This is a genomic window from Streptomyces sp. NPDC048441 (genome assembly GCF_043200235.1).
Lineage (GTDB): Bacteria > Actinomycetota > Actinomycetes > Streptomycetales > Streptomycetaceae > Streptomyces.
The window spans coordinates 492,720-504,763 of sequence record NZ_JBICXM010000002.1; the positions used below are offsets into that span (position 1 = coordinate 492,720).

Sequence of the window (12,044 nt, forward strand, 5' to 3'; positions counted from 1 at the left end):
TCAGGCGGCCCTGCTGACGTCCAGCCGTTCGGACGACGGCTCATATCCAGCCGCCCTGTAGGTGGCGACGGCGGCGGCGTTCGAACTCGGGGTGGAGACGAGCGCGCTTGATGCACCCATCTCGCGCAGCGCTGCCGCGGCGGCGACGCTGATCGCCGTCCCGTGGCCGCGACCGCGATGGTCGGCGTGCACGCCCACCGGCTCCAGCAGGCCGGGCTTGCCGGGCCCGGCCGACCAGACCGTCGCCGCGGCCACCGCGTTGTCCTGGTCGTCGTAGCCGATCAGGCAGCGGGCGTCGGCGTAGACCGGCCCGGCCGCGAGGACGTGCCAGATCTCCTCGGTGAAACTCGGGCTGCCGAACGCCGAGCGGTGCACCGCGGTCCGCACCCCCGCCGTCTCCGGACCGGCTATCTCGATCCGCAGGCCGGAGTCCTTCACCGGCTCGGAGAGGTCGTGGCACAGCGGCGTCCATGGCTCGTCCAGATTCCAGCCCGCCGCCAAGAGGACCTCGCGGAGCAGGGCGCCGTCGGGGATTTCGAGGCCGACCTTCCCGGACGGCAGGACCCCGCGCTCCGGATCATTGAGGTCCGCCAGCAGCCGGCGCGCCAGATCACCGTCCTGTCGCAGGTCCGGCGCGGTCGTCAGGCGCAGCACATCAGGGTCGTCCAGGTATCCGACGGCGATGATCCGTCCGTCCACGCTCCAGGTGCGGACGGCAGCGGCCAGCCTCTCCGCGCCCAGCGCCCAGGCCCAGCCGAGGTCTCCCGGATGGAGTTGCAGCGGCGTGCGGTCGTCCTGCCATCCGCGGAGGGCATCCACGGCCCCGGTAAGACCGTCGACACCGGGCTCGTTCAGTACGATCGTCATGCCCCGCATCTCACATCAACGGGGCGACCGGCCGCACCTGGTTTTCACGCAGCACACCGGCAACCGTATGCCGAGGATCGGCCGGACCACGATCGGATTCAGCCCGGTCAGGACGCCCGCAGCGCCTTCGCGAGGACTCCCTCGCCGGACACCTCGATCCGGCCCGCCTTCACCCCTTCGGTGACCGTCAGGACGCCCCCGCTCACCGCCACGCACGTTTCCGCGTCCATGACGAGGCGGGCGTCCGGTTCCGCGGGCGCGGGTCCGTCGCCGTACGACACGTCGTCAACCCCGGCATCACCCCCCACACGTACGTGGAACTCCCCCTCCGCCAAGCGGACCTGCACCACCCCTTCCACCCCGAGCCCCGCCAGAACACGCGACAGCGGCAGCGCGAACCAGTGCGCGCGGACCGCGTCCGTGGGCCCGCGCTCCTGGAGTGCGGGCGCGCCCCAGGTGGCGAGGGCCTGCAGGACGGGGAGCAACTCGCGGCCCCGGTCCGTCAGTTCGTAGACGTACGCGGCCGACGGCGGGGGAAGGCGGCGGCGCGTCGTCAGGCCTTCGCGCTCCATGTCCTTGAGCCGGGAGGCCAGGACGTCCGTGCTGACGCCCGGCAGATCGGCGTGCAGGTCGGTGTAGCGGCGCGGGCCGATCAGGAGTTCCCGGACGATCAGCAGAGTCCAGCGGTCACCCACGGTGTCGAGGGCACGGGCGGCAGCGCAGTACTGGTCATAGCTTCGGCGAGGCCTGGGTGCAGGTGCAGGTGCTGGTCCAGATGCAGGTGGCATGTGACTCAGTCTATGCAAGTTGTTGGACTTTCCAAGCTCCAGCTTGGTAAAACCAAGTAACTCACGTCACGGGAGGCACAGCGCATGGAGTTCCGGCAGTCCAGCAAGCTCAGCGAGGTCTGTTACGAGATCCGGGGGCCGGTGATCGAGCACGCCAACGCCCTGGAGGAGGCGGGCCACAGCGTCCTGCGCCTCAACACCGGCAACCCCGCGCTCTTCGGCTTCGAGGCGCCCGAGGAGATCGTCCAGGACATGATCCGGATGCTCCCCCAGGCGCACGGCTACACGGACTCGCGCGGCATCCTCTCGGCCCGGCGCGCCGTCGCCCAGCGCTACCAGGCGCTCGGCCTGGACGACGTCTCCGTAGACGACGTCTTTCTCGGCAACGGTGTCTCCGAGCTGGTCACCATGGCCGTCCAGGCCCTCCTGGAGGACGGCGACGAAGTCCTCATCCCCGCCCCGGACTTCCCCCTCTGGACGGCCGTGACGACCCTCTCCGGAGGCAAGGCCGTCCACTACGTGTGCGACGAATCCGCGGACTGGTACCCGGACCTGGACGACATGGCGTCGAAGATCACCGACCGCACGAAGGCCGTCGTGATCATCAACCCGAACAACCCGACCGGCGCCGTGTATCCGAAGGAGGTCCTCGAAGGCATCCTCGACCTCGCCCGCCGTCACGGCCTGATGGTCTTCGCCGACGAGATCTACGACCAGATCCTGTACGACGACGCCGTGCACCACAGCGTCGCCGCCCTCGCCCCGGATCTCGTCGTCCTCACCTTCTGCGGCCTCTCGAAGACCTATCGGGTGGCGGGTTTCCGGTCCGGCTGGCTGGTCGTCACCGGCCCGCAGCAGCACGCCAAGAGCTACCTGGAGGGGCTGACCATGCTCGCCTCCATGCGCCTGTGCCCGAACGCCCCCGCCCAGTACGCCATCCAGGCCGCGCTCGGCGGCCGGCAGTCCATCCATGAGCTCACCGCTCCGGGCGGCAGGCTGCACGAGCAGCGCGACATGGCGTGGCGGAAGCTGAACGAGATCCCCGGCGTCTCGTGCGTGAAGCCGAAGGGCGCGCTGTACGCCTTCGCTCGCCTCGACCCCAAGGTCCATCCCATCCACGACGACGAGAAGTTCGTCCTCGACCTGCTCCTCCAGGAGAAGATCCAGGTCGTCCAGGGCACGGGCTTCAACTGGCCGCGCCCTGACCACTTCCGCATCCTGACCCTCCCTTACGCTGACGATCTCGACGCGGCGATCAGCCGCATCGGCCGCTTCCTCAGCGGATACCGCCAGTCATGACGCAACACGACGGGGGTCGCGTGTCTCTCTGCTCCGCCTGCCAGGTCCCTTCCCTCACCCAGTTCGCCTCGCCCGGCCTGGTCGAGCGGATCGTGTACGGCGAGCTCGACTGCGCGGCCGACCCGGCCTGGGCGGAGTCGGGTGCCACCACACTCGACGACTACGCGCGCTGGTGCAGCCATCTGTGCGGCCTGGCGTGCCTGAAGATGGCGCTCGGCCCGTCCGCGCCCTCGCTCTTCGAGCTGCGGGACGGCGCGCTGAAGTACGGCGCGTACACGGAGTCCGCAGACGGCGCGGCGGGCACGATCCGTGGGCTGATCTACGCCCCGTTCGCCGAGTACGTACGCGACGTGCATGGCGTCAACGCCACGGTGCACCGGCACCTCACGGTCGAGGAGATCCTCGGCCTGCTCGACGAGGGCCGCTCGGTGATGGTCTCGGTCCACTTCGAGATCCGCCGCCCGCATCTGCCGTCACCCGGCCGGGGCGGCCACCTGGTGCTGGTCACCGGGCGTTCGGCGGACGGAGGGCTGCATCTGCACAACCCCTCCGGGATCGACGCCGGGACACGGATGGCGGACATGGCACTTTCGGACTTCGAGCCGTTCTTCGCCGGACGCGGGGTCTCCCTGCACTGACAGAGGGTCATCCTTCCTGCCAGGATGGCGCGATGATGCGTGGAGGCAAGGTCGCCGTCGTGGGTGGAAGCATCGCCGGATGCGCCGCCGCACTCGCCGCACACCGCGGTGGCGCCGATGAGATCACGGTGTACGAACGGGCCGCGGGGCACCTCGCGGACCGCGGCGTCGGGCTCGCGGTGCACAACTCCCGTTACGTGGAGCTGGATTCCGCCGGATACATGGACGCAGACATGCCGTGGGTGCAGCTGGTGCGGCGCCGCTGGTATGTGCGCGACGGGGCCGCCGCGGGGCCCCTCGGGTACGAGATCGGGGCGATGCCGTTCCCCTTCCGTACGTACAACTGGGGGCCTCTGTGGCGTGAGTTGCGCGGCCGCGTGCCCGATTCCGTGGTCTTCCGGTCGGGCGTGGCGGTCGAGGAGGTGCGTCCTGGCCGCGAGGACGCCGAGCTGGACACCGCCGAAGGCACCGAGCGCGTCGACCTCGTGATCGGCGCCGACGGCTACCGCTCCGTGGTCCGTACGGCGGCGTTCGCCACCGTGCGTCCCGCGTACGCCGGTTACCTCGCGTGGCGTGGCGCGTTCCCCGCCGACCGGCTCGCCGACCCGGAGCTGTGGGCCGACGAGGACTGCGCGTACGTCGTCTTCCCCGGCGGCCATGTCATCATCTACCGCATCCCCGACGGGGTCGGCGGCCACCGGGTCAACTGGGTCCTCTACACGGCACCGCCGCCGGATCTGGACCTCGGGCTCGGCCTCGACCTGGGGATCACCGCCCCCACCAGTCTGCCGCCGGGCGGCCTCACGGAGGCCCTCTCCGGTCATCTCGCTTACGTCTGCGCGGAGTTGCTGCCGCCCTACTGGGGTGACCTGGTCGCCTCGACGACACCGGATGAGCTCTTCCTCCAGCCGATGTACGACTTCACGGCCCCCCGCTACACAGCAGGCCGCCTGCTGCTCATGGGCGACGCGGCCACCGTGGCCCGGCCGCACACCGGGGCGGGCGCGGTCAAGGCGCTACAGGACGCGACGGTCCTCGAGTCCGCCTTTGCCACGGCGACGACCTGGCCCGACGCGCTCGACACGTACGACACGGACCGCACGGTCGCCGGTGGCGTGATGGTCGACCTGGGCCGTCGCCTCGGCCGCGCCCTGGTGGAGGAGACACCGCCGTGGCGGTCCATGGACCAGACGGCGCTCGAGACGTGGTGGAAGCAGGCGGACGGGGGCGGGGCGTTCGGGGGGCGTGAACTGAAGCGGTGAGGCGGGGCGGCGAGACGCGGCGGCGAAGGCAGATACCCATCTGCCGGTTTGGGTATGCACGCGAAGATCAATAAGATCCGGCGATGATCACAAGAAAACGGCTGGCGGCCGGGGCCTTCACCCTGCTCGCCGCCTTGACCGCCGGGCTCGGCACGGCAGGCACCGCCTCCGCCGACGACGAAGCCCCGGCACAGCCATCGCCCAAGGTCGAGCTGGTGCTCGACGTGTCCGGATCGATGCGGGCCCGCGACATCGACGGCAAGTCCCGGATGGCGGCGGCGAAGCAGGCGTTCAACGAGGTGCTCGACGCCACGCCGGACGAAGTCCAGCTCGGCATACGCACGTTGGGCGCCAACTATCACGGCGACGACCGCAAGACAGGCTGCAAGGACACCGAGCTCCTCTACCCGGTCGCGGAGCTCGACCGCGCGAAGCGCACCGACGCGAAGTCCGCGGTGGCCACGCTCGCGCCCACCGGCTGGACGCCGATCGGCCCGACGCTCCTGAAGGCCGCCGACGACCTCAAGGACGACAACACCGAGCGCAGCCGCCGTATCGTCCTCATCTCCGACGGCGAGGACACCTGTCAGCCGCTCGACCCCTGCGAGGTGGCCCGCAAGATCGCCGCCGAGGGCATCCACCTCACGGTCGACACGCTCGGCCTGGTGCCTGACGCCAAGACCCGCGACCAGCTGAGCTGCATCGCGGAGGCCACCGGCGGAACGTACACATCTGTACGCCACACCGATGAACTCTCCGGCCGCGTCAAGCAGTTGGTGGACCGCGCGGCGGACCCCGTCGCCACTCCGGTCGCGGCCGAAGGTGCCGCCCAGTGCTCCGACGCCCCGCAGCTGAAGGCCGGCGTCTACACCGACCGGGAGAAGTTCGGCGAGCACCGCTGGTACCGCGTCGACGTCAAGCCCGGCCAGGAGCTGCGTACTTCCGTCAGCGTCGGCGCCGACCGCGCGGTGAATCAGGACTACGGAGTGCTCCTCCAGGCCTCCACCGCGCACGGGCGCGAGATCGTGCGGGGCGCGGAGGCGGGCGACGGACGTACGGACGTCATCTCGACCGGACTTCGCTACCCGAAGCCGGAGGAGGACGAGGAGGAGGACGGGAGCGAGCCCGCCGCCGAGACCGTGTGTCTGCGGGTCAGCAACTCCTTCTCGGCGCCCGCCTCCGTGAAGACGACTCCGGGTCTGCCGGTCGAGCTGGCCGTCGACCTGGTGGACGCGCCGGACGAGGCGTCGGACGTGGCGTCCTTCGGCCTGGGCAACGGCTGGTGGCTGCTCGGCGTACTGATCCTCACCGGCTTCGTCGCCGGTCTGGTCTGGGGCTGGGTCTCACGCTGGCGCTTCGCGGTCTGGAGGACCAACTGATGCGTACGAAACGTGTGTTGAGCCGAGCCGGTGTACTGGCGGGAGCTGCTCTGCTGGCCCTCGCCGGAACGGCGGGAGCGGCTTTCGCCGAAAGCTCCGACGGTGAGCCGACGGAGGCAGGAACCTCCTTCCGCACGGCGACCGCGATCCAGCAGGACCAGGAGGCCACGGCGGAGGCGTCCACCGGCGACTACCTGTACTGGTCGTTCCCGGCCGACACCGGGCAGCGCCCCACCGTGCACGCCACGGTGAAGCTGCCCGAGAGCGCCACTCGGCACGGGGATTCCACCTGGCAGATCGACGTGTACGACGGGCTGCGGCGCCACCAGGCGTGCCGGTTCGGCGCACAGACGAAGACGGCGGCGCAGGACGCCGCCACGGTCGAGCTCTCCTGCACGCTGCGCACGGTGCGCGGCTGGTCCGAGCCGTGGTCCAACGACCCGTTGCCCGGCACGTACTACGCACGCCTGACGGTCACCGGCCTCGACGCCGACGACCTGGGTCTGCCGATGCGGGCCGCGACGAAGGTCACGTCGAACGACGCGGGCGGTGCGCAGGCGGTCGACGGCGCACTGGCGAAGCCGTTGGTGCCTGGCATCGGCACGAAGACGGCGGCGGTGTCCAGCGAGCCGGAGGACGGCTGGGCAGGCGGCTTGTGGTCGTCCCGCTGGCTGTGGACAGCGGGCGGCGGGGTGCTCGCCGCGCTCGCGGGCGTCGGGGGCTACCGCCTGACGCGCGGCTCCGGCCGCCCGGCGCGCGTACCTGCGGGGATCTAGTGGGGATCTAGTCTCGGTGGTGGCCGGACCGGGCCTTCCGGTCCGGCCACCACCGACAGAACGGGAAGTTCCGCACCATGGGTGACCTCCTCCTCGTCCGGCACGGCGAGACCCAGTGGGCCCTGACCGGCCAGCACACCAGCTGGACGGAGATCCCTCTCACGGACAACGGCAGGGAGCAGGCGCGGGGGCTTGCGCCGTTGGTCGGGAGGTTCCGGATCGGGGTGGCGTTCACCAGCCCTCGGGAGCGGGCGCGGGAGACGGCGGAGCTCGCGGGGTTCGGGGGCGCTGTGGTCGACGCCGATCTGAGCGAGTGGGACTACGGGGCGTACGAAGGTGTCACGACGGTGGAGATCCACCGCACCCGCCCCGACTGGTTCCTGTTCACGGACGGAGTGGCGCCGGGCCCCGACGAGCACCCCGGCGAGACGCCGGAACAGGTCGGGGAACGGGCCGACCGGATGCTGGCCAAGGTGGACGCCGCGCTCGCCAACAACGAGGGCAGCGTTGTCCTCTTCGCCCACTCCCACTTCCTGCGGGTGCTGACGGCCCGGCGTCTGGGACTGCCGGTGACCGGCGGCGCGTTGTTCCAGTTGGCGACGGGGACGGTATGCCGGCTGAGCACCGAGCATGGGCGCCCGGTAGTGGCCGCTTGGAACATTCGGCCATGAAACCAGGCACACTCTGTCTCATATAGCGCTCTCATAGGACTCTCATCACCGAGAAGGATCACGAATGATCACGCTCAAGAAGGAAGACGGACCGGCGGATCTGGGCGGAGTGACCCGTCTGTCCATAGGGGTGTCCTGGGACCCCACGGTCGGCAGCAGCGGTGGCGTGCTCGGGAAGCTCCGCCAGAAGGCGGGTACCGACCTCGACCTGATCGCCATCGCGATGGCGGGGGCCGACCCGGTGCGTCTTGCCGGTCTCGACTCGCTCGACCCGCTGGGCAACGGCTCGCTGGTGCACAGCGGGGACAACCAGACCGGCAAGGGTGACGGCGACGACGAGACGGTGACCGTCGAGTTCGAGCGCGTGCCGTCCAACATCACGGCCATCGTGTTCGTGGCCGCCGCGTACAAGAAGCGCAGTGCCTTCCAGAACGCGCGCAACATCAGTTTCAAGGTGTACGACGCGACGGGCGGCAGCAGCCAGCAGGTCGCCGACATCTGGCCGAGCCTCCTCACCAACGACAACGGCTGCGCGGTGGCCAAGGCGGTGCGTGAGGGCGGGGTCTGGAAGCTCCAGGTCATCAACGAGACCGGGAAGATCAAGCAGGGCGACGAGCAGGCCCTGATGCGTTTCGCCATGAGCAAGTAGCGGGAGTCCGGGCCGGTCGGGTTCTCCGGCCGGCCCGGTCGATGTCAGGCCAGTCGATGTCAGGCCGGTCGATGTCAGGCCGGTCGATGTCAAGCCAGCCGGTGTCAGGCCCCGGTTCGACACACACCCTTAAGATCATCAAGACTTGCCGCCATGCGATACGGCGTGAACCTCCTCAACTTCGGCTCCGGCACCACCCCCGACTCCCTCGTCCGGCAGGCGACCGACGCCCGCGACATCGGGTTCGGCTTTGCGATGATTTCCGACCACATAACGGTCACCCCTGATGTGCACGCGGTCTATCCGGCCCCGTTCTACGACCAGTTCGTGCTCGCCGCGCACCTCGCGGGCCGCGTACCCGGACTGCGGCTCGGCACGACGATCACGGTGATCCCCTACCGCCACCCGCTCCAGACCGCCCGCCTGGCCGCCAACATCGACCAGCTCAACGACAAGGGCTTCATCCTCGGCGCCGGTGTCGGCTGGTCCCGCGCCGAGTACGAGGCGCTCGGCGTCCCGTTCGAGGAGCGCGGCGCCATCACGGACGAGTATCTGACGGCGATCCGCGCCTCCTGGTCCGAGGAGACGACCTCGTTCCAGGGCCGGTACGTCGCCTACGAGGCCATCCGCAACGCCCCCGCCCCCGCGACCCACCTGCCCGTCTGGGTCGGCGGCAACTCCCCCGCCGCCCAGCGCCGCGCGGCCCGCCTCGGCGAGGGCTGGCACCCGTTCATGCCGACGCTCGACCTCCTGCGGGCGGCGCTGCCCCGGATCGCGGCGGAGGCGGAGGCCGCCGGGCGGCCCACGCCTGACCTCGTGCCCCGGCTCCAGCTCAAGCTCGTCGAGCAGCCGGACACGGCGGAGCGTCCCCTCGGGCACGGCAGCGTCGACCAGCTCCGCGCCGACCTGGAGGCGCTCGCCGAACTCGGCGCCACGGACATCCTCCTGGACACCTACCCCGGCACGCCCGACGAGCGCGGCACCGCGGACGACGACCGGCGCGTCCTCGAGCTCATCGCCGAGAACGTGATCGACCTCTCCACGGGAACAGTTCGCTGAGACGGCACACTGCGGACAGCTGAGGCCAGGCGGCCGTTGTCAGTGGCAGGAGGCACTATCGGAACCAGGTGGAAAGAACCTGGGGAAGAGGTGGGCTCATGACGAAGCCTCCGACGGCCGCTCAGCGGCGGATCATCGAGGCCGCTGACCCGGCGACGGGACGTCTTGCCGGGAGCGAGGCACAACTGGCGGGGCTCGTGCGCCACCGCCTCGCCTTCCGGCACCCCCGGCCGCCGCACGCCTACTTCCTGACGCCCACCGGGCATCGCCTCCGGGAAGGCGCCGAGAGCGGTCCCGATGCGGCCGAGGCCCCGAGCCCTCCCCCGGCCGCCCCCGCTCCCTCCGGCCTCTTCGCCGCCCGCACCGGCACCGAGTCCATACGGCCGCCCGGAGCCGAAGGCCCCGCCCGCGCCCGCGACGTACGAAGCGCCTGGGAAGGCCTCCTGGAGATGCGCCGCATGACCAACCGGGACGCGGCGCGGGAGCGGCCCTGTGCCTGGGAGCGCACGCATCTGGTGCAGGCCGCCGCGCTGGCCCTGGAGGCGGCGGGCTGCCTGCCGGGGCCGGGTCCCGCCGGATACCGGGTGAGTGAGACCGCTCAGCCGGAGGCCGTCGCCGTGCACGACGGGGTGCCGGACGGGCTGCGGGCGTGCGCGGCCGCGCTGGAGGCCGCGGGCTGGCAGGTCAGCGAGCACGCCGAGCGGACGAACGGCGTGCGGCCGAACGGCGTGCGTTATCTCCTCGCGTCGCCCCGGAGATCTTGAAATGTTGACCTCGAAATGACCGTGCGGAAGTGACCGTGCAGAACCGTTGAAGGGAATGTCGTGGCAGAGCCTTTTTCCGTGAGCATCAGTGTCCGTGGGTACGAGACGGACTCGCAGGGCCACCTCAACCAGGCCGTCTACCTCCAGTACGCGGAGCACGCGCGCTGGTCGGTCCTGCGCGCGGCAGGCATCGAGCAGGCCGACCTCCTCGCCAAGGGCGTGGGCCCGGTCGCTCTGGAGAACACCATCCGCTACTTCAGCGAGTTGCGCGCGGGTGACGAGGTGGAGGTGACCTGTCAGTTCGTGTGGGGCGAGCGCAAGACGTTCCGCATCGAGCAGTCGATCCGCAAGACGGACGGCACGCAGGCCGCCGAGCTGCACTCCATCGGTGGCCTCCTGGACCTCGACGAACGGCAGATGGTGGCGGACCCGCGCGAATATTTCAGGGCGCTGGCCGACGATCCGAGCGTGATCGGCCTCTGACCGGCTACAGGAACTGGGCTGCGGGAACCTGCGGGAACTACTTTGTCAGTTGATCGTTCCTTCAAGTACCAGCAGAGCCAGTTCACTTACTTTCCGGAGGCCCTTGTGTCGGAGCACGACCCCCAAGCCGAAGCCGCCGCGGACATACGCGCGCGCATCGACACCAGCACGCCGCACTCCGCGCGCTTCTGGAACTACTTCGTGGGCGGGAAGGACAACTACGAGAAGGACCGTGAACTCGGCGACTACATCAAGGGAATCCACCCCGGCCTCGTCGACGTGGCGCGCCTGAGCAGGCACTTCCTGGGCCGCGTCGTCCGCCACCTGGCGACGGAGCAGGGCATCCGCCAGTTCCTCGACATCGGCACGGGCCTGCCGACCGCCGACAACACACATGAGGCGGCCCAGCGCGTGGCCCCGGACTCACGGATCGTGTACGTCGACAACGACCCGCTCGTCCTCGCCCACGCCCGAGCCCTGCTGACCAGCACGCCCGAGGGCGAGACCGCGTACATCGACGCGGATCTCTACAAGCCCGAGCTCATCCTGGAGGCCGCCGCAGCGACCCTCGACTTCTCGCGGCCGGTCGCCTTGATGATCCTCAACACCCTCGGCCATGTGGGCGAGTACGAGCAGGCACGCGGTCTGGTGGCCCAGCTCATGGCGGGCCTCCCGTCCGGCAGCTACTTGGTGATCAGCGACGGCACCGCCACCAGCGAGGCCATGGTCACGGCGTCGAACGAGTACAACAAGAGCGGCGCGATCCCCTATCACGTACGCAGTGTCGAGGAGATCGGCGGCTTCTTCGACGGCCTCGAACTGGTCGAGCCGGGAGTCTCCCAGGTCACCCGCTGGCGCCCGGAGTCCGAAGACACGACGCCGGTCGACGCGTACGGAGCGGTGGCCCGCAAGCCGTAGCCCGTAGCCGTAGCTCCTGGCTCCCCAGCCACCGCGCCACCCCATGCCGAGCCGCGAGGGCTAGGGCGCTAGGGCCCTAAGCGTCGACCAGCCCCCGCCGCTCGTCATAGTCCGCCCGCGACTGTGCGATAGCCACCCGGTGCCGCTCGGCCCAGCCGGTCAGGGAAAGCAGCGTGCCGTGCAGCTCCTGGGCGACCGGCGTCAGTTCGTACTCGACCTTCGGCGGCACCGTCGGATGCACGGTGCGCGTGAGCAGGCCGTCGCGCTCCAGGTTCCGCAGGGTCAGCGTCAGCATACGGCGGCTGATTCCGTCGATGCTGCGCTCCAGTTCCGTGAAGCGGATGGGGCCATGGGCCGCCGCGACCAGGATCGGGACGCTCCATTTTCCCACCACCCTGTCAAGAACTTCCCTGACCGGGCACGCCTGCGCGTTCACCACCTGCGCCGTAACACCGGTGTTCCCTTGGGACATTGAAGTGCCTCCTTCTCCG

At 70.1% G+C, this 12,044-nt stretch carries 14 protein-coding genes; 11 read left to right on the forward strand and 3 right to left on the reverse strand.

The features are described 5' to 3' along the window. Both ACGFSB_RS06485 and ACGFSB_RS06490 read right to left on the reverse strand, forming a co-directional pair. On the reverse strand, nt 1-867 hold the full coding sequence (locus tag ACGFSB_RS06485; RefSeq protein ID WP_393394956.1) for a GNAT family N-acetyltransferase: 867 nt from the start codon (nt 865-867) through the stop codon (nt 1-3). Nucleotides 868-974: 107 nt separating this feature from the next. Then, nucleotides 975-1,655 carry a winged helix-turn-helix transcriptional regulator gene (locus tag ACGFSB_RS06490; RefSeq protein ID WP_393394959.1) on the reverse strand — a complete coding sequence of 227 codons (681 nt, stop codon included), beginning with the start codon at nt 1,653-1,655 and terminating at the stop codon, nt 975-977. 84 nt (nt 1,656-1,739) lie between these two features. On the opposite strand from ACGFSB_RS06490, the gene ACGFSB_RS06495 reads away from it, so the two are divergent. The 11 genes from ACGFSB_RS06495 to ACGFSB_RS06545 all read left to right on the forward strand — a co-directional run bounded on the left by ACGFSB_RS06495 (nt 1,740) and on the right by ACGFSB_RS06545 (nt 11,553). Then, complete coding sequence (locus ACGFSB_RS06495) at nt 1,740-2,954, forward strand: pyridoxal phosphate-dependent aminotransferase (RefSeq protein WP_393394961.1); 1,215 nt, start codon at nt 1,740-1,742, stop codon at nt 2,952-2,954. A 20-nt stretch (nt 2,955-2,974) separates the two neighbouring features. Continuing rightward, the gene (locus ACGFSB_RS06500) at nt 2,975-3,592 is read left to right on the forward strand and encodes a C39 family peptidase (protein ID WP_393394964.1); all 618 of its coding nucleotides are present in this window, start codon (nt 2,975-2,977) and stop codon (nt 3,590-3,592) included. A 35-nt stretch (nt 3,593-3,627) separates the two neighbouring features. Next, a complete protein-coding gene (locus ACGFSB_RS06505; RefSeq protein WP_393395804.1) occupies nt 3,628-4,854 on the forward strand; it encodes an FAD-dependent monooxygenase in 1,227 nt (408 codons plus the stop codon). 83 nt (nt 4,855-4,937) lie between these two features. Further along, nucleotides 4,938-6,233, forward strand: coding sequence for a VWA domain-containing protein (locus ACGFSB_RS06510; RefSeq protein WP_393394967.1), 1,296 nt, complete (start codon nt 4,938-4,940; stop codon nt 6,231-6,233). Then, on the forward strand, nt 6,233-7,009 hold the full coding sequence (locus ACGFSB_RS06515; RefSeq protein ID WP_393394970.1) for a hypothetical protein: 777 nt from the start codon (nt 6,233-6,235) through the stop codon (nt 7,007-7,009). The genes ACGFSB_RS06510 and ACGFSB_RS06515 overlap by 1 nt, the downstream gene beginning before the upstream one ends. 77 nt (nt 7,010-7,086) lie before the next feature. Further along, nucleotides 7,087-7,680, forward strand: a complete 594-nt coding sequence (locus tag ACGFSB_RS06520; protein WP_393394972.1) for a histidine phosphatase family protein — start codon at nt 7,087-7,089, stop codon at nt 7,678-7,680. 64 nt (nt 7,681-7,744) lie between these two features. Continuing rightward, nucleotides 7,745-8,329, forward strand: coding sequence for a TerD family protein (locus tag ACGFSB_RS06525; RefSeq protein ID WP_393394975.1), 585 nt, complete (start codon nt 7,745-7,747; stop codon nt 8,327-8,329). Between the two features lie 153 nt (nt 8,330-8,482). Continuing rightward, nucleotides 8,483-9,388, forward strand: a complete 906-nt coding sequence (locus tag ACGFSB_RS06530) for a TIGR03619 family F420-dependent LLM class oxidoreductase (RefSeq protein WP_393394977.1) — start codon at nt 8,483-8,485, stop codon at nt 9,386-9,388. Between the two features lie 98 nt (nt 9,389-9,486). Continuing rightward, nucleotides 9,487-10,152, forward strand: coding sequence for a hypothetical protein (locus tag ACGFSB_RS06535; protein ID WP_393394979.1), 666 nt, complete (start codon nt 9,487-9,489; stop codon nt 10,150-10,152). Nucleotides 10,153-10,212: 60 nt separating this feature from the next. Then, a complete protein-coding gene (locus ACGFSB_RS06540) occupies nt 10,213-10,635 on the forward strand; it encodes an acyl-CoA thioesterase (RefSeq protein WP_393394982.1) in 423 nt (140 codons plus the stop codon). A 105-nt stretch (nt 10,636-10,740) separates the two neighbouring features. Then, nucleotides 10,741-11,553 (forward strand): SAM-dependent methyltransferase, encoded by an 813-nt coding sequence (locus ACGFSB_RS06545; RefSeq protein WP_393394985.1) that lies wholly within the window; start codon nt 10,741-10,743, stop codon nt 11,551-11,553. 76 nt (nt 11,554-11,629) lie between these two features. Here ACGFSB_RS06545 and ACGFSB_RS06550 read toward each other — a convergent pair whose 3' ends face one another. Next, nucleotides 11,630-12,025 (reverse strand): winged helix-turn-helix transcriptional regulator, encoded by a 396-nt coding sequence (locus ACGFSB_RS06550; RefSeq protein ID WP_393394988.1) that lies wholly within the window; start codon nt 12,023-12,025, stop codon nt 11,630-11,632. Nucleotides 12,026-12,044: the final 19 nt, after the last annotated feature.